General features: G+C 46.4%; 18 protein-coding genes. 11 read left to right on the top strand and 7 right to left on the bottom strand.

Going from position 1 to position 23,606, the window contains the following annotated elements; translation table 11 throughout:
* Window positions 1–162: 162 nt before the first annotated feature.
* From HQ49_RS03265 to HQ49_RS03285, 5 genes are all read left to right on the top strand, one after another.
* Window positions 163–2,436 (top strand): TonB-dependent receptor, encoded by a 2,274-nt coding sequence (locus HQ49_RS03265; RefSeq protein WP_039418428.1) that lies wholly within the window; start codon window positions 163–165, stop codon window positions 2,434–2,436.
* A 27-nt stretch (window positions 2,437–2,463) separates the two neighbouring features.
* On the top strand, window positions 2,464–3,345 hold the full coding sequence (locus HQ49_RS03270) for a sirohydrochlorin cobaltochelatase (RefSeq protein ID WP_039418429.1): 882 nt from the start codon (window positions 2,464–2,466) through the stop codon (window positions 3,343–3,345).
* 117 nt (window positions 3,346–3,462) lie between these two features.
* A complete protein-coding gene (locus tag HQ49_RS03275) occupies window positions 3,463–4,602 on the top strand; it encodes an ABC transporter substrate-binding protein (protein WP_039418431.1) in 1,140 nt (379 codons plus the stop codon).
* The gene (locus tag HQ49_RS03280) at window positions 4,599–5,669 is read left to right on the top strand and encodes an iron ABC transporter permease (protein ID WP_039418432.1); all 1,071 of its coding nucleotides are present in this window, start codon (window positions 4,599–4,601) and stop codon (window positions 5,667–5,669) included. The genes HQ49_RS03275 and HQ49_RS03280 overlap by 4 nt, the downstream gene beginning before the upstream one ends.
* Window positions 5,670–5,712: 43 nt before the next feature.
* Window positions 5,713–6,471, top strand: coding sequence for an ABC transporter ATP-binding protein (locus HQ49_RS03285; RefSeq protein WP_039418434.1), 759 nt, complete (start codon window positions 5,713–5,715; stop codon window positions 6,469–6,471).
* A 423-nt stretch (window positions 6,472–6,894) separates the two neighbouring features.
* Here the strand turns inward: HQ49_RS03285 and HQ49_RS03295 are convergent, their stop codons facing one another.
* The gene (locus HQ49_RS03295; protein WP_039418437.1) at window positions 6,895–7,413 is read right to left on the bottom strand and encodes an HU family DNA-binding protein; all 519 of its coding nucleotides are present in this window, start codon (window positions 7,411–7,413) and stop codon (window positions 6,895–6,897) included.
* An 844-nt stretch (window positions 7,414–8,257) separates the two neighbouring features.
* Here HQ49_RS03295 and HQ49_RS03300 point away from each other — a divergent pair.
* Together HQ49_RS03300 and HQ49_RS03305 are read left to right on the top strand one after the other, a co-directional pair.
* Window positions 8,258–9,511, top strand: coding sequence for a hypothetical protein (locus HQ49_RS03300; RefSeq protein WP_039418438.1), 1,254 nt, complete (start codon window positions 8,258–8,260; stop codon window positions 9,509–9,511).
* A 3-nt stretch (window positions 9,512–9,514) separates the two neighbouring features.
* Window positions 9,515–10,411 (top strand): DNA adenine methylase, encoded by an 897-nt coding sequence (locus HQ49_RS03305; protein ID WP_052073428.1) that lies wholly within the window; start codon window positions 9,515–9,517, stop codon window positions 10,409–10,411.
* 900 nt (window positions 10,412–11,311) lie between these two features.
* Here HQ49_RS03305 and HQ49_RS03310 read toward each other — a convergent pair.
* From HQ49_RS03310 to HQ49_RS03320, 3 genes are all read right to left on the bottom strand, one after another.
* The gene (locus HQ49_RS03310) at window positions 11,312–12,133 is read right to left on the bottom strand and encodes a purine nucleoside phosphorylase I, inosine and guanosine-specific (protein ID WP_039418440.1); all 822 of its coding nucleotides are present in this window, start codon (window positions 12,131–12,133) and stop codon (window positions 11,312–11,314) included.
* Between the two features lie 20 nt (window positions 12,134–12,153).
* Window positions 12,154–13,428, bottom strand: coding sequence for an amidohydrolase (locus tag HQ49_RS03315; protein WP_039418442.1), 1,275 nt, complete (start codon window positions 13,426–13,428; stop codon window positions 12,154–12,156).
* Window positions 13,429–13,502: 74 nt separating this feature from the next.
* Window positions 13,503–14,858, bottom strand: a complete 1,356-nt coding sequence (locus tag HQ49_RS03320) for a dipeptidase (RefSeq protein ID WP_039418443.1) — start codon at window positions 14,856–14,858, stop codon at window positions 13,503–13,505.
* 216 nt (window positions 14,859–15,074) lie between these two features.
* Between HQ49_RS03320 and HQ49_RS03325 the strand changes: the two genes are divergently transcribed.
* Window positions 15,075–16,751, top strand: a complete 1,677-nt coding sequence (locus HQ49_RS03325; RefSeq protein WP_039418444.1) for a putative transporter — start codon at window positions 15,075–15,077, stop codon at window positions 16,749–16,751.
* 119 nt (window positions 16,752–16,870) lie between these two features.
* Here the strand turns inward: HQ49_RS03325 and HQ49_RS03330 are convergent, their stop codons facing one another.
* The 3 genes from HQ49_RS03330 to HQ49_RS03340 form a co-directional block, all read right to left on the bottom strand.
* Window positions 16,871–17,053 carry a hypothetical protein gene (locus tag HQ49_RS03330; protein WP_039418445.1) on the bottom strand — a complete coding sequence of 61 codons (183 nt, stop codon included), beginning with the start codon at window positions 17,051–17,053 and terminating at the stop codon, window positions 16,871–16,873.
* 541 nt (window positions 17,054–17,594) lie between these two features.
* Window positions 17,595–18,161 carry an elongation factor P gene (gene efp, locus HQ49_RS03335; protein ID WP_039418447.1) on the bottom strand — a complete coding sequence of 189 codons (567 nt, stop codon included), beginning with the start codon at window positions 18,159–18,161 and terminating at the stop codon, window positions 17,595–17,597.
* A gap of 130 nt (window positions 18,162–18,291) precedes the next feature.
* Entirely contained in the window at window positions 18,292–19,851 is a 1,560-nt protein-coding gene (locus tag HQ49_RS03340) for a lamin tail domain-containing protein (RefSeq protein ID WP_039418449.1), read from the bottom strand.
* A 192-nt stretch (window positions 19,852–20,043) separates the two neighbouring features.
* Between HQ49_RS03340 and HQ49_RS03345 the strand changes: the two genes are divergently transcribed.
* The 3 genes from HQ49_RS03345 (at window position 20,044) to HQ49_RS10330 (ending at window position 23,475) form a co-directional block, all read left to right on the top strand.
* A complete protein-coding gene (locus HQ49_RS03345) occupies window positions 20,044–21,057 on the top strand; it encodes an aspartate-semialdehyde dehydrogenase (RefSeq protein ID WP_039418451.1) in 1,014 nt (337 codons plus the stop codon).
* Window positions 21,058–21,181: 124 nt separating this feature from the next.
* The gene (locus HQ49_RS10325; protein ID WP_052073429.1) at window positions 21,182–22,618 is read left to right on the top strand and encodes a carboxypeptidase-like regulatory domain-containing protein; all 1,437 of its coding nucleotides are present in this window, start codon (window positions 21,182–21,184) and stop codon (window positions 22,616–22,618) included.
* Entirely contained in the window at window positions 22,582–23,475 is an 894-nt protein-coding gene (locus tag HQ49_RS10330; RefSeq protein ID WP_080745538.1) for an outer membrane beta-barrel protein, read from the top strand. The genes HQ49_RS10325 and HQ49_RS10330 overlap by 37 nt, the downstream gene beginning before the upstream one ends.
* Window positions 23,476–23,606: the final 131 nt, after the last annotated feature.

Consider the following 23,606-nt stretch of genomic DNA (forward strand, 5'->3'; position numbering starts at 1 on the left):
AGAAGTATGCTGTCGATTTATTGCTCGCCCTTGCTTATTTCATGGCTTAGGTAGGTTGAGTGCAATGAGTCGTTCGGTAGTTTTCAGGGTTTGTCGGTTCCGATGATCTTTTTCTTTGCAGCATCCTTGTCCCGCTCTTATGTGACATTTTTAGTAACAGTTATGCGGACAAAAACTATCCTTTTTGCGATTATTTCTCTTATTGCTCTGTTGCCGTCTTCTTTGTTGGCTCAGAGCAAAGCCGTTTTAACCGGTAATGTGTCGGATGCCGAAACCGGAGAACCCCTTGCCGGTGCCCGAATCGAAGTCAAACACACTAATATAGTAGCCGGTGCCGATGCCGGCGGACATTTCGAGATCAAGAACCTGCCTGCGGGTCAGCATACTATTATCTGTTCGTTCGGCGGTTATGGACAAAAAGAAGAGGTGGTTGCCATCGAAGCCGGACAGACCAAAACGATCTCTTTTGCGCTGCGACTGCGCACAAACAACTTGGAGGAAGTCGTCGTTACCGGTACCGGTACACGCTACCGCTTGGCCGATGCGCCTGTGGCAACGGAAGTGCTGACGGCTAAGGAAATAGCTTCTTTCTCGGCTCCCACTTCCGAGACCTTATTGCAGGGACTGAGTCCTTCCTTTGACTTCGGCCCCAATCTGATGGGGTCTTTCATGCAGCTGAACGGCCTTAGCAGCAAGTATATCCTCGTCCTTATCGATGGTAAGCGCGTGTACGGCGACGTAGGCGGTCAGGCCGATTTGAGTCGTATATCTCCTGATCAGATCGAACGGATCGAACTGGTGAAAGGGGCTTCGAGCTCGCTCTACGGATCCGATGCCATCGCCGGCGTGATCAATGTGATCACGAAGAAGAATACGAACCGACTGAGTGCATACACCTCGCACCGTATATCGAAGTACAACGATCGTCAGACCAATACTTCGCTCGATATAAACATCGGTAAGCTGAGCAGCAATACCAACTATTTCTTCTACCATACGGATGGCTGGCAGAATAGTCCGCTCGAAATGAAAAAGAAGAAAGGATCCGGCGAACCGATCTTGGAGGAAACGTATAAGAAGACTTTCCGTGCACAAGAAAATCAGGGCATAAGCCAATCGCTTTCTTATTATGCAACGAACAATCTGAGCTTTACGGGAAATGTACAGTACAACAAGCGTCAGATCTTCACTCCGACCTTTTCCGAGAAGAAGACCTACGATTTGGATTATCGTGCTTTGACCGCTTCGCTCGGTACCAACTATCTTTTCCCCAATGGACTGCATACACTCTCTTTCGATGCCGTCTATGATCGCTTCCGTTTCGGATATTTGTATCACGACAAGGACAGCAGCGAGAGCCTGATCAACAACCAAGGTCAGACCGAGCAACCGACATTCTTCCCGGGTCAGCTGCGCAACAAAAACGATCAGATCCGATACACGATGGAGGCTCGCGGTATCTTTACTCTGCCTTATGCACAGAAGCTGACCGGCGGTTTGGAGTATTTCCGTGAGGAATTGATCTCTCCCTATAATCTGATTACCGACAAGGCAGACGCTTCCACACTCTCTGCTTATGTGCAGGACGAATGGAAACCGCTCGATTGGTTCAATATGACAGCTGGTTTTCGTCTGGTACACCATCAGGAGTTCGGTACACGAATGACGCCTAAGGTGTCCATGCTCGCCAAGTATGGGCCGCTGAACTTCCGCGCTACGTATGCCAACGGCTATAAGACTCCCACGCTGAAAGAGCTTTTTGCTCGGAACGAACTCAGCACCATGGGTTCGCACAATCTCTATCTCGGCAATGCCGACCTTAAGCCTCAGATGTCGGACTATTATGCTTTGGGCTTGGAGTACAATCAAGGCCCTATCTCACTCAGTGCGACGGTTTATGACAATGAACTTCGCAATCTGATTGCCTATGTGGATATACCGACCTTGCCGGAGCACGCAGCTCAGGGAATCAAGAAAACCAAACAGTATACCAACGTAGGAAAAGCCCGCAGCCGAGGACTTGATGTCCTGTGCGATGCCTCTATCGGCTGGGGCATCAAGCTGGGAGCCGGATACAGCCTCGTGGAAGCTAAGAATCTGGAGACGAATGAGTGGCTGGAAGGAGCTGCTCGCCATCGTGCCAATGTGCATGCCGATTGGGCACACTACTGGGGTAAGTACAGACTCGGTGTGAGCCTTTTCGGCCGCATTCAGAGCGAGCGTTTCTACAAAGACGGCAATGCTCCGGACTATACCTTGTGGCGACTCTCCACCTCTCATCGTTTCACCCATTTCCGCCACATCATACTGGACGGAACGCTGGGTATAGACAATCTCTTCGACTATGTGGATGATCGCCCCATGGGTGTCAATTATGCTACGGTAACGCCGGGGCGTACTTTCTTTGCTCAAATAGCGATTCGATTCAATAACTAATGTCTCACAAATTAATTAACAACAGTGATGAAAAGACTGATTTTAGCGACTTTGGGACTTATGGCCATTGCCATGCTCTCTTGTTCGAACAACAACAAGGATTTGGAGAACAAAGGAGAGGCAACTCTTTTGGTGACGTTCGGTAGCTCCTATAAAGCTCCGCGCGAAACCTATGCGAAGATCGAGAAGACTTTTGCCGCAGCTTATCCCGATCAAAAGATAAGCTGGACATATACGTCTTCTATTATCCGAAAGATACTGGCTCAGCAGGGTATCTATATCGATGCTCCGGATGAGGCTTTGGAGAAATTGGCCCGTCTGGGTTATAAGAAGATCAATGTGCAGAGTCTTCATGTGATTCCCGGTAGAGAATATGATGAGATGCTCGACTTTGTCAATAAGTTCAAGGCAGCACATACCGACATTACGGTGAAGATAGGGACCCCGCTCTTCGATACCGATGAAGATATGCGCGAGATGGCAGAGATCTTGCACAAGCGTTTTCAGCAGACAATAGAGAAAGGGGAAGCTGTCGTATTCATGGGACACGGTACCGAGCATGCTGCCAATGACAGATATGGTCGTATCAATAAGATCATGAAGAACTATAGCAAGTTTATGATCGTCGGAACCGTCGAGTCCGATCCTTCCATCGAAGATGTTATTGCCGAACTGAAAGAAACCGGTGCCACGGCCGTAACAATGATGCCGCTGATGAGTGTGGCAGGCGACCATGCTACGAATGATATGGCCGGAGATGAGGACGATAGCTGGAAGACGTTGCTGACCAATGCCGGCTACACGGTCTCTATAGACAAGCTGGACAATGGCAATTTTTCAGCTCTTGGAGATATAGAAGAGATCCGTAATATCTGGCTCAAGCATATGAAAGCTGCCTCTGCTCGCTAAGGACGGGCGGATATGCAATGAGACGATCAAGCAATTAAGTCTACGAGAGCACTTATCGAGAAAAAGGGCTTGCCGATTTCTCGATGAGTGCTCTTTCTTTTCCACCCAAACAAACCGATGAGACGATATTCTGTCACACTCTTTTTGTCGGCTATTCTCTTTCTGATAGCGGCCGGCTGCAATCGTACCCGTACCCAAGAGCAAAAGGCAACCTCCGCCATATCCTCCGATAGCCTGCGCCCACGGTATGCAGAGGGTTTCCGCCTTGATGCCGGCGAAGGATGTTATCTTCTTTCCATCGAAGATCCGCAGCAGGAGTCGCACAAGGAATATCGCTTCGCCTTGGTGCCGAAAGGGACGCATCCGGCTATTCCTGAAGGATATACAGCCGTGACGATACCGGTAGAGAGGGTGGTGTGTATGACTACGCTCCAGCTTTCCAATTTTATTGCTCTGGAAGCACAGCCCTTGGTGGCAGGAATATCCAGTACCAGGTATTTGAGGGACTCTGTCATGAAGGCACAGCTCCAAGACGGTCGCACGCAGAAAATAGGTATCGAGGGAAATTTCGATCGCGAGGTAGTCATGTCGTTGCAGCCGGATTTGATCCTGATTTCCCCTTTCAAGCGTGGGGGATACGATGTGTTGGAGCAGGTATCCGTACCCTTGATACCCCATTTAGGCTATAAAGAGCTGACGCCTCTCGGTCAGGCAGAGTGGGTGAAGCTCATCGGCCTTCTTACGGGACAGTACGACAAGGCTTGTCGTTTTTTTTCGGAGATAGAAACGCGCTACCATGCTTTGACCGGATATGCCGATGAAGTGACCGATCGGCCGATCGTCTTTAGCGGAGAGATGCGCGGAGGCAACTGGTACGCCGTCGGGGGCAAGAGCTATCTGGCACAGCAGATACGCGATGCCGGAGGCGAGTATTTCCTGAAAGACGATCAGCGATCCGGCGGTGTCTCTCTCGACTTCGAGACGGTCTACAGCCGATCCGATTCGGCTCGCTACTGGCGAATCCTCAACAGCTATCCCGGGAAGTTCGGCTATGAGGCATTGAAAGCCGAAGACAGCCGATATGCCGACTTCAGGGCATTCAAGGAAAAAGGCGTGATCTACTGCAACCTGAGAGAAACAGCCTTCTACGAACTCATGCCCATGCATCCCGATTGGGTGCTGGCCGATCTTATCGCTATCTTGCACCCCGGACTGCTTCCCGACCACCAACCGCATTTCTATTATTTGCTCCGATGACATCCGTCAGCCACTTACGTACAATATCTGTCGCAGGTATTCTGGCCGCGCTGGGAGGGGCTGTAGTCATTCTCTTCGGGGTCAATCTCTTCCTCGGCTCGGTGGCTATTCCGATGAGCGAAATCTTCCGACATCTTTTTTCGGATCGTCCCGAAGGAGGAGAAGCACTCGTGCACTACAATATCCTGTGGAAGTCCCGCCTGCCCGAAGCTCTCACGGCTGCTTTTGCCGGTGCAGGCCTGTCCGTTAGCGGCTTGCAGATGCAGACCGTCTTTCGCAATCCTTTGGCCGGGCCGTCCGTTCTCGGCATCAGCTCCGGAGCCAGCTTGGGCGTTGCTTTGGTCGTCCTGCTGAGCGGCTCGCTCGGAGGAGTGGCATTGAGCAGCCTGGGCTATATGGGCGAGGTGGCCATGAACATAGCCGCTGCCGTAGGTTCGCTGGCCGTGATGGGGCTGATCGTTTTTGTCAGCACCAAGGTGCGCAGCCACGTTACGCTGCTCATTATCGGCGTTATGATCGGATATGTGGCCACTGCCGTCATCGGGGTATTCAAGTTTTTCAGTATCGAAGAGGATATTCGGGCATACGTAATTTGGGGTTTGGGCAGCTTTTCCCGTGCCACGGATTCGCAGCTGAGTTTCTTTGTCATCCTGATGTTGATCTTCATTCCGGCCGGCATGCTCCTTGTCAAGCAGTTGAATCTCTTATTGCTGGGAGAAAGCTACGCGCGCAATCTGGGCCTCAATACTCGTCGGGCACGGCTGCTCGTGATCTCTTCCGCCGGGCTGCTGATCGCTGCCGTCACAGCCTATTGCGGTCCTATCGGCTTTTTGGGGATGGCCGTGCCACACTTGGCACGCGTTATCTTTCACACATCAGATCATCGGATCCTGATGCCTGCTACCTGTCTGATCGGAAGTGCTCTGGCCCTTTTCTGCAATATCATTGCCCGTATGCCGGGTTTTGAGGGAGCTTTGCCCGTCAATTCCGTAACGGCTTTGGTGGGAGCACCTATTATCGTCACCGTATTGTTCCGGCGCAGACGCTTCAAGGAAGAAACCGACTGAGACCAACGGCCTCCGCAATCCCCATCCGCAAACGTTATTATCAATGGAGAAATCAATAGAGCTGAGCCGGCTTGCTATCGGGTATCGAACCAAATCCGGAGACCGCATCGTGGCATCCGGCGTGGAAGCTCATCTCCATGCCGGACGATTAACGGCTCTGCTCGGTGTGAACGGTGCCGGCAAGAGTACGCTCATGCGTACGATGGCAGGATTCATGAAGCCCCTGTCGGGGCAAATACATCTACTGGGGCGGTCACTGGATAGCTATAAAGAGATAGAAATAGCCAAGCGTATAGGCGTAGTGCTGACCGATAATTGCCGGATTGCCGGGATGACGGCAGGCGAACTCGTCGCATTGGGGCGTAGCCCTTATACCGGATTCTGGGGCAGATTGCAGAAAGGGGACAGAAAGCTCGTGGCAGAAGCCGTAGAACGTGTGGGAATCGCTCCGCTGATCAATCGCGAACTGACTACGCTCAGCGATGGAGAGAGGCAAAAAGTAGTCATCGCAAAAGCCTTGGCACAGCAGACACCGATCATCTTCCTCGACGAACCGACGGCTTTCCTCGACTATCCCAGCAAGATGGAACTGCTGCGTCTCCTTCGCAGCCTGGCCCATGATACCGGTAGGACTATCTTCCTCTCCACTCATGATCTCGATGCCATCTTGCCCATGGCCGATCGCATTTGGCTGCTGGACAAGGAGCGTCCTTTCCGTGAGGGTACGCCGGCATCTTTGGCCTCTGCGCTCGAAGATTATTTCGGCTATGCCCATTCTTCCCCCACATACGAGCCGGTATAGCATGCTCTCCGGTGTATAATCCGATAGCTCTCCACCCCCTGATCAAAGCTATCCGGACAGCCTGATCCTCCCTCTTCTCTTCCCTCTTTCGGCTATAATGCACCGATGGATAGTTCCTTTCGGTATAGAAATTCATGTCGTTTGGCCTGCCGTCGTGTATGCAAGGCCGACTTATATCACAAGAGCCATGTCTGTAAAATGGAAAAAGAGTGTGCCAGAACATCCCGTCCTGACACACTCTTTTTTCAGGTTTGCCACAGTAGTCAATCAGTATTATATCTTTTTCCGAAAGATCGGACTGTGGGCGGATATATAGCCTGCCCCGAATACTTTTGCTGATAATACCGGACGGCTACTGTGACAAACCGTCAAGCGTTACGGGAGATCTCTGTCCCGAAGTGCTTATCGATCACATGCCGGCTGCTACAATCCGCCACCCTGTGAACCCTGTTCGCCACCACCGTTCGGTGGTGTAGGGCTGTCGGATGTGTTCGTCTGTGAAGAGGCGTCGCTCGCCGCATCTTTCGGATCCTTCACGTAGACGAACCGCAGATTGGGGTCGATCAGCGTCACATTGGTCGTGTGAGTGGACTGATTCACCCGCTTCTCCGGATAGAAAGCCACACGGATGCTGTTGAACTGACGAGGCGATACATCCTCTTTCTTCTCCACACCTTTGCCACGTGCGTTGGCTGTGATCCGGAAGGAACCTACTCCGTCCAACACCACGCGCGCCCCTGTGGAGAGATAGTCCCGCAGCACGAGTCCCAAGTCATGCAGGATGCCATGTACATCCCCCTCGGATGCACCCGAACGTGCAGCAAGTTCGCGTGCTACTCTTTTGGTATCGATGACGCGGCCCGAAGCCACAGTCTGAGGATACCACACTCTTTTGCCATCTTTATTGGCAACTTTAGATTGCTTGGATACATATCCAATCATAATTAAAATAGATTAAAAAGTTTTGGCCGCAATATCGCGGCGCACAAAAGTGTATCGTTTTTTCTATACGGGCAATAGCAAAGACCTTCATTGTTGAAAAGTTTTCCATATTTATTTTGTAATCCGCTGTAAATGAGTCTGTTGTGTTTTGTGCTTTTCGGCTAAAATTTTCCAAAAACTTTTCTTTTTAATCGGCGTAAATCGGGCTAAAAAAATCGGTCTGATCAAACTATATAGTTTGGTCTCACCAAAGTATATAGTTTAGTTGAACCAAAGTATATAGTTTAGTCTAACCAAACTATATAGTTTAGTTTTGCCAAAGTATATAGTTTGATTTCGGTCTTGTTTTAGCATGGTTTTTTCAGTCCCAAGAGAAGCCTCCGCCCCTTGTCCGAAACGCTCGGAACATCACCCCCAATCCTGCATCCCATACCTTATATATAGTGTCGAAATAGGGTACCCCGATAGAGTTTCTTCAAATTAAAAAAAAAGAAAGTAACAAGCAGCTAATATTAGTCAAGGTTTTATTTCTATATAATAGTCTCGTTGATCGTATATTATATTTATTAATTGTTCAATTTTAAAATTGGAATACATAATAAATTGTATCTATGTGGGCTTGTTTTTAATGTTAATAAATTACCCTTTTCGAACTAATGGGATATAAATTGTTGAGTTGCTTTTCAAAAATCAGGATATATTGTTATATTTGCAGATTGAGTTGATATTATTGCCTTAATCCCTTTCGGCGTTATATTGATATGCAGAATGTTTTTGTAGAATATCTTATCAGACATTGTTTTTTTTGATTGTAGTTTTGTTTTTTAGATTATTTTGGAGAATCATGGCGAGTCAAGAAATTAAAAGGCTGAAGTTGAAAGATTTGGTGTTGTGGACTGAGAATCCTCGAGATCCTATTGATATTAATGCGAAAGATCAAGATATTGTTGATAGAGCAATCGAAGATGAAAAATCAAAATGGTTGTTGCATAAGCTCGCAAAAGAAATGGGGGAATTTTATGATTTTAGTGAACTTCCGACTGTGGTTTATCAACAAGGTAAACCTGTCGTTTATGATGGGAATAGACGTGTAATACTTGGGAAGATAAAACATAAATTAGTTACAGTGAAAGCGGACTGCAAAATGGATATACCTGCTGTTATACCTGAAGAAATACCATGCAATGTTTGTGATAAAGAAGTTGCGCTAAAAAATATATATAGAAAACATAGCGATTCCGGTTCATGGGGTCCTCTTGAAAGAGATATTTTTCTGCACAAATACATGGGATATGAAAAAAGCGATTTTTTGATAATTGAGGATACTACTAAAATGATTAGTGCTTATCCTCACTTGAATAAAAGGTTTGTAAAAGAGGAAATATTGAAAAAGGATATTCTTGAAAAATTGGGATTCCGTATTAAAGATGGTAAGTTTGAAAGTGTTTATGATGAGAATGATGCCCTTTCTGTTTTGGAAAATTTGTCACGCAAAATACTAGAAAAGGAAATAACCACTCGACGTAATAGAGGAAAAATTGTAGAGGTATTGGATGATCCCATTCAATCTATGATCAAAGGAATGCCAAAAACAAATGATTACAAAGATGTAGACCTTGATTTTTCTAAAGGTGTAATAAATGGAGAAGAGGGAAAGAAAAAACGCCAAACAAGGCGTACACAAAAAAAAGAATTTGAACTCTTTGGAGAAAAGCTTTCTCTAAAACATGGTGAAGTGAATAATTTGTATCGTGATATTTGTTTTTTGCATCAGGTTTATGAAAAACACCAAAACGAACTTTCAGATTCTTTCATAGTCCTTATCAGGATGTCTCTACGGCTCCTCTGTGAATCTGCGGCGAAAGAGGATAGGAGAACAATAAATGAGTATTTGCAAGAATATTATGACAATGCAGTAAAAAGCTTAGGGCAAAATGATAAAACGACTCTTTCTGCAGATAATGTGACGAAAACATCAATAACACAGTTGTTGCATCTCGGAGCTCACAATTATAAAGCTTCAAGTAATAAATCTCAAACTTATTCTATTTCACTTGTTCTTGGTAAAATGCTTACTCTGACGCATGGGAAAAAATAGTAGATGAATGCTTTCTATTCACCTTTAAGGTACCCCGGAGGAAAGAATTGTATCTTTCCCTTCGTTTCAAGATTCTTTTATGAGAATAATTTGCTCGGAATCAATTATGCTGAACCTTATGCAGGAGGAGCAGGATTAGCTCTCAGATTACTTTTTGAAGAGTATGTTAATAAGATTTACATAAATGATTTAGACCGATCTATCTATGCCTTTTGGTATTGTGCCCTTAATGATTCAGATCGATTGTGTGCATGGGTTGAGAGTGTTGACGTCTCTATTGATAATTGGGTTTATTATAAGCATATTCAACGTGAATCAGATAAGTTTGATTTGGTAAGTTTAGCAGAATCAACCTTCTTTCTTAATAGAACAAATGTCTCTGGAGTAATTAAAGGAGGAGTGATTGGTGGCCTTGAGCAAAAAGGAAAATACAAAATTAATGCGAGGTTTAATAAAGAAGATTTAATCAGTAAAATTCAGAGGATTTCAAGGTTTAAAAATCGTATCATTCTCTCGAATCTTGATGGGGTTGAATTTATAAGAAGAATTGATAGAAAAAAGAGAGATTTTTTTATTTATTTAGATCCTCCATATTATAAAAAAGCATCAGATTTATATATGAATTTTTATCTTGACAAAGATCATAAAAGATTGGCAAAACAGATACAAAGAGTAAAAAAAAGATGGATGATTTCATATGACAATCAAGATTTTATTATTAAACTTTACCCTAACATGAAAAAAGTTTTGTATAGTTTATCTCAATGTGTATCCAATAGGGTAGGTAATGAAATATTTATTTTTTCTGAAAAAGTTGATTTTGAGAAATCTATCGGATGTTTAAAATCTCCGAAATTGATAGATGATGGTGATTTCAATCTCTCGTCATTATTTTTCTAAATATACTTAAATGCAACTTGCAATTGTAAACTCCATATTGTCAATTGAAGTGTTGATCATTGGGGGAATTAGAGTTAATTCCAGACTTGAATCAGCTCTAATTTAATGTTTTCTAGAGAGCATAGAGTTACATGCCGTAAGTGAAGGCGATCGCATTTGGATTTGACTGGCCTAATGAGGATCTCTGTAAGCGTTTTTTTAATATCGCTTGTCTCCAATGTCAAATGCTTGCCTATTGTATACTCATCAAGCGAGTCCTCTTGCTTGAATGATACGTAGGTGTATTCTACAAACAGCTAAAAAGGTGCCGTCAAAGCCTTCCAAGCTACATAAAGGCTCAAAATCCTGAGATGGTACAGTAAGTATGTATATTGAAGAATAAGGTGAAAAGAACTGTAACTGAATAGAAGTCAGCCTGTTGATGTAGTTTAAGAGGAAACTATTCATGCCGGTATCGATAGCAGAGATCAGTTTTTATCTTGTCCCAAAGTGGAGATTTATGATTCTATATTATCTTTTCAAAACGTTAAATAAACGTAAATATGCATGTTTTTGCTCCGAATAATATGTTGTTTAACATAAAGTATTATATTTGTAGTGTGTTTTTCATGGTATTAGATTTTAAGGTTAATTGGAGAGCGAGCCGTCGTGAGACGTTTCGCTCTCGTATTTTTTATGCAGGTCTTTATCGGTCGTAACCTTGTCTTTTACAGCACCTTTTTGTCCCTTTAAGAGAGTTTCCCTAATCGGTTGGAACCGTTGGTGATAGGAGTGAAAATAAAATAGGCCCCCCTTTGTAAGCAAGGAGAGCCTATCTTTCGAATGGCCTTTGTCGTTAGAGCTTTATCGGTGCAAAGGATAAAGCTCTCTTCTTTGTCTTTTTCAGACTCAGATCATTTTTCAAACAGCAGCGATCAGTCGAGCAAAGATCGCTCCCATCTTTTCGGATGCGGCATTGGCTGCACGGATCACATCCTGCTCATCATTGACGAAGTCGTCGGCAAAGTGGTAGCCTTCATTCGTGATTACGGACATTCCGAAAACGCGAATACCCGTATGGCGAGCTACGATTACTTCCGGTACCGTACTCATACCGATGGCATCGCCACCCACTTGTCCCCAGAACTTGTATTCGGCAGGCGTTTCGTAGGAGGGGCCTGTAAGACCTACATACACACCCTCTTTGACCGGGATATTCAGTTCTTGAGCTATGCCTTTGGCTTTAGCGATGAACTCTCGGTCATAAGCTCGTGTCATATCCGGGAAGCGAACGCCGAACATATCCATATTAGGCCCGATCAACGGATTGGGCAGGTTATTGATGTGGTCGCAAATGATCATCAGGTCTCCCACCTTGAAGGAGGTGTTGATGCCACCGGCAGCATTCGACACGAAAAGATTTTCTATGCCCAATAGCTTCATAACCCTGATGGGGAACGTCACCTGATCCATCGAATATCCTTCGTAATAATGGAAACGACCCTGCATGGCAACGACCGGAGTACCCCCTAAGATCCCTCCGATGATATTACCCTTGTGCCCTACGGCCGTAGCTTGGGCGAAATGCGGTATCTCATTGTAGGGGATGACGGTCTTGTCTTCGATTTTCTCGGCCAGTTCACCTAAGCCGCTACCCAGTATTATAGCCGTTTTGGCATCGCCCGGCAGACGAGAGGACAGGAAAGATGCTGCCTCGTGGTAATGCTGTTCTTGGAGTTTCATTATGTGATATGTTTATATTTTCATTCGTGTGTTTTGTGGGCCTTGGCCATCAGTCTGTATGCTGCCTCGGCAGCACCTGCCAATATGGCTTCCTCTCCGGGTACTTTACGTCCGCGCATCAGGATCTTCCCATCTACAATAGTCGTATCCACTGCACTGCCGTTGGCAGAATAAACCAAGTTGGATATGAAGTTGTGACAGGGAGTCATCTCCGGAATGTCCAGACGTACCAGACACAGATCTGCCAAGCGTCCCGGAGCTATGACTCCGGCATCCGTTCCCATGATTCTGGCTCCATCTATTGTAGCACTTTCGTATATATCCGTCGCTTTCACTGCCGTAGCATCCGAACGCCAGGCTTTGCCGAGAAAGGCGGCCAGCTTCATGGCAATGACCATATCCAAATTGTTGGAGGAGGAACATCCATCGGTGCCAAGTCCTATGACTATTCCGCGCTTGCGCATCTCGTCATAGTGGAAGCGATAGCCGGAGGCTAATTTCATATTCGATGCAGGATTGTGTACCACCTTACAGCCGTGAGCGGCCAGCAAGTCCATTTCCTCATCATCCAGCCAAATACTATGAGCCAAGATTAACCGGGGCGATAGTACACCCAGTTTGTATAGATACCTGACGGGAGTGGTACCGAACTTGGCGATGCAGTCTTGGACTTCTCCTTCTGTCTCGGACAGGTGTAGGTGTATCAGCACATTTTTCTCATTCGCAAAGCAATGGCAGAATTGTAATTGCTCTCCGCTTACGGTATAAATGGCATGAGGCCCTACGGAAAATTGGATTCTGTCGCTATAGGAGCGGAATTCTTCGTGCAGACTGTAGCAACGCTCTCGGTCGATACAGGCACGCTCCTGATCACCTCTGTCGAAGAGCGTGGACGACAGTACGGCACGCAAACCCATCTCTTCCACAGCTCGTGCTGTGGCAAGGGTATGAGCATACATATCGAGGAAAGCTGTCGTGCCGCTCTTGATCATCTCCAGACAGGCCAATTTCGAACCCCAGTAGACATCTTCCTCTGTCATCTGTGCTTCCACCGGCCATATCCAGTTCTCAAGCCAATCCATCAGTCTCAGGTCATCGCCGTAGCCCCGGAAGATAGTCATGGCCGAATGGGTATGACAGTTTTGCAACCCGGGTATAACGGCCATGGAAGAGGCATCAATAATTTCGTCGGCATGGCCGTCAATCGTAGGAGCGACCTCCGCAATGCGGTTGCCCTCGATCCTAATATCCTGACGGATACCTTCCAGCAGTGCCTGTTTTATCAATATGCCCAATGCAGTATTCTTTTAATGAAAGAGGGTGCAACAGGATTTCCTTTCGCCCTGTATGCACCCTCTACGGTTTTTTCTTACTTGTATATACGGTAAAACTCGGCTACCGATTCGATTCCCTTACGGAAGATGTCCAGCGGCATATTCTCGTTCGGCGAGTGAATGGCGTTGCTTTCCAATCCGAATCCCATCAGCACGGTCTTCAGTCCCAATACTTTCTCGAATGTAGCAATGATAGGAATGCTGCCACCCCGACGAACGGCGAGCGGTCTTTTGCCGAATGCGATGGCACAAGCCTCCTCGGCAGCTTTATAGGCAGGCAGATCGATGGGGCAGAGGTATGCTTCCCCGCCATGTAGGGGAGTCACTTTCACTTTGATATGCTTAGGTGCCACCGACCGGATGTAGTCGATGAACATTTGGGATATTTTCTCGTGATCCTGATTGGCCACCAATCGTGACGATACTTTGGCGTAAGCCTTCGAAGGCAATACCGTTTTGGCACCTTCTCCCGTATAGCCACCCCAGATGCCGCAAACGTCGAATGACGGGCGACAGCTGTTCCGCTCGAGTGTGCTGTATCCGACTTCCCCAAATACGGCGTCTATGTCCAGTGCCTGGCAGTATTTTTCTTCGGAGAAAGGTACCTGTGCGATCATTCGACGCTCTTCATCCGATAGCGGTACTACATCATCGTAGAAATGGGGGATCGTGATACGGCCGTTCTCGTCCACGATGCCTGCAATGAGTTTGCATAGCTCGTTTATCGGATTGGCCACGGCACCTCCGAAGTGTCCGGAGTGCAAATCCCTGTTGGGGCCGGTCACCTCCATTTCCCAATATGCCAGTCCGCGCAGACCGGTCGTCAGTGATGGGGTCTCGGCACTTACCATACTCGTATCGGATACGATGATCACATCCGCCGATAGCATCTCCTTGTGTGCGAGGCAGAATGCTTCCAGATTGGTAGAGCCTATCTCCTCCTCACCTTCGAAGAGGAACTTCACATTGCACTGTACCAAACCCAGAGTCAAAGCCGTCTCGAATCCTTTCACCTGGATCATGCCCTGCCCTTTGTCATCGTCGGCTCCGCGCGCCCAGATATGGCCGTCACGAATTACCGGCTCGAACGGTTCGCTCTTCCAAAGCTCCAAAGGCTCGGGAGGCATCACATCGTAATGTGCATAGACGAGTATGGTTTTGGCTTTCGGATCTATTATTCGTTCCGCATAGACGACCGGATTGCCCGGTGTCTGGAATACTTCTGCTTTCTGTGCCCCTACCTGTAGGAGATGGTCGCGCCAGTGTTCGGCACAACGCTGCATATCGGGTTTATGTTCGCTTTTTGCACTCACCGAGGGGATGCGAATCAGGGCAAAAAGATCTTCCAGAAAGCGTGCCTCATTTTCGCGGATATAGTCTCTGATATTCATGATTATGATTGATTTTTCGTTCCCGTCAAAGATAGGAACTTTTCATATACATTTGCACAAACTAATTAATAGCCGGTTTATAACCCTATCCGATTCGGGATTATTAATGGCCAAAGATTTTAGGATTTTGCCTCATCGGTAGTCATTTTCTAATTATGAAGAGGGTAGTGTGTACAGCCGACTCATAGCATAGAAAGTCTCTCTTCACGTAGGATTATGGACACAATAGTTCTTTGGCTCCGCGAAGTTTTCCTCGAGCCGTCGGTTACGCAGACGATCATTATCCTCAGTCTCGTATGCGCTTTGGGCTTGCAGTTGGGCAAGCTTCGTATCGGTACTATCTCGCTTGGCATCACTTTCGTCTTTTTTGTCGGGATTTTGGCTTCTCATTTCGGCGTTACTACCGATCCCGTGATGCTCACTTTTGCGCAGAACTTCGGCCTTGTAATCTTTGTCTATGCGCTGGGTTTGCAGGTAGGCCCGTCTTTTTTCCCTTCGCTCAAGAAGGGGGGGATTGCCCAAAATCTTATCTCCTTGGGATTAGTCCTGGTCACATTCCTCCTGTGCATCCTTCTTTATTATATCCTTGGCATTTCCATGCCCAATCTGATGGGTATCGTGGCCGGTGCCACTACCAATACCCCTGCTTTGGGTGCTGCCCAAACGACCCTCCATCAGATCAATCCCGATGCCACGGCCGAAATGGCCGAGATGGCTTTGGCCTGTGCCGTCACTTATCCTTTGGGCGTTGTGGGTGTGATCATTGCGTTGGCTTTGCTGAAAGTTATGATGCCGAAGGTCGAGGAACGAGACGATTCGGAGGCTCCCAAAGCTTTCTTCTCCGAGTATGAAATCTGCAATCCTGCTTTGGATGGCAAAAGCGTTCGCGAAGTAGCCTTGCTGCTCAAGCGTCCTTTCGTCATTACACGGGTCTGGCACAACGGTAAAGTCGAGATCCCTACCTCCGATATGATCCTCTATCTGGGCGATCATATCTTGGCTGTTTCGGGCGAGCAGGATACTTCGCAGCTCGAAATTCTCTTCGGCAAAAGGGAAATGAAGGACTGGAACCGTCCCGATATCGATTGGAACAGTGTAGACAAACAGCTTGTATCGCGCCGGTTGGTCATAACCCGCCCCAAGCTTAACGGCGTACGCCTCGGTACACTGAAAATCCGTAATCTGTATGGCGTCAATATCAGCCGTGTAGACAGAGCCGGAGTCGAATTGCTGCCGGATAGAGATCTTCATCTGCAGTTGGGCGACCGCCTGACTGTCGTTGGCGAAGGTAAGGCGGTAGAGCGCGTGGCCGAGATTTTGGGTGATGAAGTCAAACAGTTGGACAATCCCCATTTGACTACTCTGTTCGGAGGCCTTGTCCTCGGATGTGTTTTCGGCATGATTCCCTTCTATCTGCCCGGTGTCAGCATGCCTATCAAGTTGGGATTAGCCGGTGGCCCTATCATTATCGGTATTCTGATGGGAGCATTCGGGCCACGCTTCCACCTGACCACATATGTAACCAACAGCGCCAATCTCCTCCTGCGCCAATTCGGTATCATCCTCTACCTCGGAGGACTTGGATTGGCCAGTGGAGCCAATTTCTTCGATACCATTGTCCACGGGGATGGTTTGCTTTGGGTCGGAGTCGGCTTTTTGATCACGATGTTTCCAACGCTATTGGTTGGCTGGGCTTCTATCAAGTTGCTCCGCAACAGGTACGATGGTACAGCCGGTATGATATGCGGTAGTACAGCCAATCCGATGGCTCTCGACTATGTGAATAGTCAGCTCAAAGGTGACGGAGCTTCTGTGGCATACGCCACCGTGTATCCGCTTTCGATGTTTGTCCGCATCATCTTCGCACAAATCATGATCCTCATCTTTGCGTAGGCTCGCTTGTGATTGAAGCCGAAGCGTATGCAGGTATGATTTCTTGCTTCCTTATATTGAGCAGATATTATGCCCCATTGCTGTCGTATCAGCTTATGTCTATGCCTTTGGAAAAAGTATTACCCGTAAAGAATTTGTCCTAATTCCAACCCAAGGTCAGATAAGAGTTGTTCTTCATCCGAATCCAAAAAGATTCTATCACATATGCTTCCTTCCTGTTTGTCCACAAAATGAAACATAGTTGTCGCCTCATCTTCAGTAAGGATTATTTCTATTTTGTCATTGTTCTTATATACTTCCATTGTTCGATGTCTGTTATTTCAGTACGGAGTTTTATTCTATTTGTAATGATTTTAACGCAAAAATAGTTATACGGGTTGAATTTCGATGGATTCAGTCAAGGAAAAAGTTTTCAACAACGAAGGACATTTTGCGATTTATATATAAAACGGATTCTGTGTTTCTTCGATAAAAGCTTTGTAGCACTTTAGTTTCGCGCAAAAGCAAGGCTGAAATCCGATTATTCGGAGTTCTCGGAATGATTTATATATAAAGCGTTTTCGATTTGTATATAAATCGATTTCCATTTATATATAAATTGTTTTCATTTTATATATAGATCGTCAGCCATTCGATGGGGGAAAGAAGCCGAAGACGTCTTTCATGGAAGCATAAAAAAGCAAAGCACCCGCCGAAGTTCCTGTCGAACTCCGAGCGGGTGCTTTGCTTTTTGTCGTGTGGGAGAGGTTCCCTTGTCAGCTTTATTCTTTTACTCTACCGATGTAGGAGCCGTCGNGCGGGTGCTTTGCTTTTTGTCGTGTGGGAGAGGTTCCCTTGTCAGCTTTATTCTTTTACTCTACCGATGTAGGAGCCGTCGCGGGTATCCACTTCGATGATTTCTCCCTCCTGAATGAAGAGGGGTACGCGTACTTCTGCTCCCGTCTCCACGGTCGCAGGCTTCAACGTGTTGGTGGCGGTGTCGCCCTTGAGTCCCGGCTCGGTGTAGGTCACGCGCAGCTTAACGTGCGGAGGCAGTTCGCAGGTGAGTACCGTTTCGCTGGCGGCATGTACCATGGCTTCTACCATATCGCCGTCTTTGAGGAACTGAACGCCGTCGATGCTTGCACCGGGTATGGTGATCTGCTCGAAGGTTTCGGGGTGCATGAAGTTGTATCCCATCTCATCCTGATAGAGGTACTGATAGGGGCGTCGTTCTATTCTGACTTCTTCGACCTTGACGCCACTGTTCCAAGTCTTATCGAGGATACGTCCTGTAGCGACGTTCTTGAGTTTGGTACGGACGAAAGCCGGGCCTTTGCCGGGCTTGACGTGTAGGAATTCGACGATGAAGTAGTACTGTCCCTCTATTTCGAGACACATGCCGTTGCGAAAGTCTGCAGTTGTAGCCATTTGGGTATAATCGTTTTTTATTGATGACGAAAGGGGTAGGGGGCGGTTATCGAAATGCTGCCGATCCTTCGGAATGCAGGCTAAGCCCCCTGTTGCAGGTGCAAAAATAAGAAAAATTGTCGGTGCCGGCTTAGAGCGTAACGATACACTTTCGAGCGTAGACCATGCTATCCGGCCGCTGAATCCATACGACAATCACGTAGGAATAGCCGGTAGGCAAGCCTATGGACTCACCCAGATCCTTCCCTTCGGAGAATTTGCGACACCATCGTTTGGTGGCTGTCCCATCCATGTATTTGACCGTTTTTGCGGACATCAGATAGATAGCACTGCCACATAGCGAGCCTTTCGGGAGGTGGAGAACTTCCTCGGCGATGCTTGCAGGTGGGAGATAACTCTTTCCGTTGCCTTCTGTCTCGTCATCGGGCAGTCCCAATTGAGTGGTATCTGCATTGGAGGATTGGGAGTTGAGGTAACCGGGAGTGGCATATCCTGCCGATTGGAGTCCGCCTGCCCAGTTGGCAGGATCGGATGCAGGAGTCTCGAAGGAGATACGCTCAAGTGATACCCCTCGTCTCGTTACGTTTCCTTCTCCGAGCATTTGAGGAGAGTAGACGACTTCTTCGAGGGGTTGATCGAGGCCTTCCTCGAACAGACCGATCGTAAAGCCCTTATTGGCCAGCTGAGGCAGGTTGCTCATCGTGACTACATTTTGCGCTTGGGGGTAGAAGTCGGTGACACCCTCACTCTTCTTGGCGAAGACGATGTATTGTCCCGGGTAGAGCGTATCGGCTACAGTGGGCAATACAGTTGTGGTGGTGTAGCTGCCATTGCTGAGTATGCCTATGGCGAATTTAGAGGGAACGACAGGTTTGTCCGTAGGGTTGTATAGTTCGATGTATTCGCTTCCTCCCTCCAGTGGGTTGGCCATCAGTTCGTTGAGTGTAGGTTTCCCGAGTGGGATTGGCTCTTCTTCCTCTTCTTCGGGTGGAGATGCGGTGCCTTCCGTGACACTGAGGTTGTCGAAAGTGAAAGCTTTGGATCGGCTTTTGGTGTAGAGGCAGTCGATGCCGAGGCCTCCCGATGAGAAAGGGGATTCGACATCGAAAGAAGAGCTTCCGATAAGGACGGTCTCATTGCCGGTATCATTGGCTCCATTGATCCGGAGTTGCCAGCCGCTACCGACTGCGTATGTGACCGTGAAGCTCGTGGATGGCTTAGTCCCCAGCGGATATGTACTGCCATCGATAAGAATGTCGGAGCGGACGATGCTGCTCTCGCCTGAAGGGAGAACGCGGAGTCGGACATCGAGCAGATCCACTCCTTTCGAGCCGCCACCCCAGCGAAGAGCTACGTAGTCGAACTCGGAGTCGCTGATCTCCCGGTAGCAGTACAGATAACAGTAGAGGTAGTTATTGAGGGTGGGGCGGAAGTCCAGCTTGACATCGCCTTTCCATGTCGTAGTCTTGAAGTACGGGACTGTGATGGCTATGCGCGATTCGTTCACGTCCTCGGGATATTCCACATGGAGCTTGAGCTGTTTTTTGATGATAGCAAAGTCTGCGATATGTCCTCGCCAAGGTGGAGAGGTCAGAGCTGTTATGTGGTCGAAATTTTCAGTCCACTGAGCCGAAAGGGGCGGACACATGACGCTCAGCAAGAAAAGCCAAACGGTAAGACGACGTATCATGGATTTTATTGTTTGTTTCTAAGCGTGGTTTTTCCGTATTTTTGTGCATTCCTTTAGAACAATACTTTAGGGTATTATTCTCACCAAGGACAGCAAAGGTAATGAGAAAAGAAGAGGCTCAGACTTTGTACCAGAGCCTGTCTCTCCGAGTTTTTGGGAAGCATATCAAATAGAAAAACAGAGTAGAAGAAAATGAAAATAGCTATTGTCGGCGTTAGCGGAGCTGTTGGACAGGAGTTTTTGCGAGTATTGTCCCAGCGCGATTTTCCCATAGATGAACTTTATCTTTTCGGCTCTTCGAGAAGTGCCGGAAGCGTTTATCCTTTCAAGGGCAAGGAATACGTGGTTCGCGAATTGAAGGACAACGATGATTTCAAGGGGATAGACGTTGCTTTCTGTTCGGCCGGAGGCGATACGTCCATTGCTTTTGCCGATACGATAACTCGCCATGGCACTCTGATGATCGATAATTCCAGTGCTTTCCGCATGCAGGAAGATGTTCCTCTCGTGGTGCCGGAGGTGAATGGAGATGATGCCTTGGTACACCCTCGCAATATCATCTCCAATCCGAACTGTACCACGATTCAGATGGTGGTGGCACTCAAGCCGATAGAAGACCTTTCTCATATACGTCGTGTACACGTGGCCACGTATCAGGCTGCCAGCGGTGCAGGTGCACTGGGTATGGCGGAGTTGGTACAGCAGGCCGGAGAGTTGGCTCGTGGAGAGAAACCTACCGTGGATAAATTCGCTTACCAGTTGATGTATAACTTGATTCCACAGATCGACGTCTTTACGGACAACGACTACACCAAGGAGGAAATGAAGATGTATCGCGAGACCAAGCGTATCATGCATAGCGATGTGATGGTGAGTGCCACCTGTGTGCGTGTACCTGTCATGCGTGCCCACTCCGAGGCTATTTGGGTGGAAACGGAACGCCCTATCACTCCCGAAGAAGCTCGCACAGCCTTTGCCAAAGCTCCCGGAGTGATGCTGTGCGATGAGCCGTCAGAGAGACGGTATCCCATGCCCCTCTTCGGTACGGAGCAAGATCCTGTAATAGTGGGGCGCATTCGGCAGGATTTGGCCAATCCCAACGGTTTGGCTTTCTGGTGCGTATCGGATCAGATTCGGAAAGGGGCTGCACTCAACGCCGTTCAGATAGCCGAGTATCTCATCGCCAAAGGACATTTCGCTCGCTGACAGCAGTATCGCTTTGCGACATAGCCCGAAAGGAATAAACCCCGAAACAGAATGTAATACTTAAATGTTAGTTGAGCTTCATCTTGTTTAGAAGCAAGAGGCTTGGTAATATTGTCGAACTCCAATGGTAAAGAAAATCTTTATAATACTTAGATTCAGCTGCTTGATCCTCTTTTTATCAGGAATTAGTGTAACTACACTTTTTGCTCAATATAAGATTTCGGGGAGGGTTATTGATCGGGATAAAAAGCCTCTTAAGGATGTTCAAATACTCCTTTCTTCCAAAGACTCTATAGTAGCAATGGGTCTGACAAATGAGCAAGGGAATTTTGGCTTAAGCAAGATACCACAGGGTGATTATTTTTTATCAATCAGCTTGTTGGGTTTTTCTGAACAAGAAAACTTCTATCATTTGGACAAGGATATTACAAATTTAGAATTCCTTTTGCTAAAGGATTTGGATCATACTTTGGATGAGGTCGTAGTGACTGCAGAACGCAGAAAACAAACGGCTACCGGAGAAATTTATTACTTGTCTTCTAATGCTAAAAAGAGTGGTGATCCATATAAAGCATTGAGTGAGATACCCCGACTGAGGGTAAACCAAGCTTTGCAATCAGTAAAGTTGGATGATGGTACATCGCCATATGTCCTGATTGATGGAAAATTAGTCAATACAGGTATCACCCCTATTGATCCGCAGGACATTTTATCGGTAGAAATAGTTGATGTAGTAAATGCCAAATACCTACAGAAAGGAATTAAGACCCTTCTTAATATAAAGCTGAAGCCAAAGCGCAATCCATATCAATTTTATCAAGTGGCTGCACGTACAGATATACCTATACGTGAAGGATTTGGTGTTGGATATTTCGAAGTGGGTAACTCTAAAGTCTCACTATATGGACGTGCTTCTTTGAGCGGAACATACAATGATGACTCTCAAATCGAAATGTGGCAAAAGAATACTAACTACTTTAAAAAAGCTTCGGGTACTTCTCGGAATAATAAACAGAGTTTGTTGGGAGAATTGATTTTAAAGTGGAGTCTTTCCGAAAAAGATTATATGGCTGCACAGCTCTATGGTATCACTACGAAACAGAAACAAGAAACATGGGGGAGTGGCTCATTGAAAACAACAAATGACATGAGCTTTTTGTACAGATCTACAAATCAAAATGATAGTTATGTCATTACTGCTGGCCTATACTACAAACATGATTTCTCAAAAGCCTCCAATTTGGAAGTAATGTTTGGATATAACCGAAATGGTAATGACAATAATGGTCAGCGTCAGGAGGAGTATCAAAGTCGAAATTATCTGAATGAATACATCTATGATAATAGCCGTTCTTCTGCTAATTTAGACATCACCTATTCAAAAATATGGGATAATGGTAGTAGTTTGCTGATAGGCAGTAGTACTAGAGTCATCCATGATAACATAGAGAAGAAGAATGAAAATCTGCCAGTTTTCAAACATCGTAGGTGGGATGAATATCTATTGCAGGATATGGTGGAAGAATGGGTGCATGGATGTATATGGTCTCTGGCGGATTAGAATATGTATATCTACAAGCTGCTACAGAAACCAACAATTATATCAGACCACGTCTTTCCTTGTCTACGAATTACCAATTCAATAAGAAAAATAATGTTCGTTTGAGCTACAAACTGACGAATCAGGCACCTACTGAAGGACAACTTAACCCTTACAATACTTCTACCGATCCTCTGGTTATTGTCAAAGGAAACTCAGCCTTGACACCACAGCAAAAACACAGTATACAAGGCTCTTATACATTGAAGGTGCATCAATTTACTTTTTCTCCGAATGTTTTATACAACCTATTTACCGATGTCATTGAGCCATATGCATATTTGGAAGATAATATACAAATCAATACATTCAGAAACAGTGGTAAATTCGCTCGTCTTGCATGGGGCACTAATCTCCGCTATAACATGAAAAATAGAAAGGGAAACTGCTATGTGGGAGGAACTCGAAATACAGATTATTTTACGGGTTTTGAGGCTAAGCATAGTTGGTCTGTAAATGCTGGCCTTTGGCTATTTTTGAACAAATGGACATTAGGTGGAGATATTTCATGGAGTGATTATACCTATACTCCATATACTCAGACAAAATACTTATCTCCTATATATGCACAATATCAGGTAAATTACAATATCACTCCTAACCTATATATAGCCATAGCTCTTCAGAACTTTGTCAGAACACTAAGCAACGAAACATTTACTCAAACCGGATCATTTAACACTTATCACAAGGTTAGGATGACCGATGTTTCTTTTTGCCCTTGGGTACTAATCAGATATACTTTACGTAAGAATAGCAACAAGAAGATCAGACTTGAAAATGTTATCAAAAGTAAAGAGGAAGGGATCAGTTTGTAATCTTCTTTTTTTCTTACTGGACAAGGAAACCCTTTGCAAATAGGAATCGATCTAAAAAAGAGAAGCTGCCTCTTTCGGAACTGTTCCGAGAGGCAGCCTCTTGTGGATTCATTTCAATTTCAATAGCAAAT

It is taken from the genome of Porphyromonas gulae (genome assembly GCF_000765945.1).
Classification (GTDB): Bacteria; Bacteroidota; Bacteroidia; order Bacteroidales; family Porphyromonadaceae; genus Porphyromonas; species Porphyromonas gulae.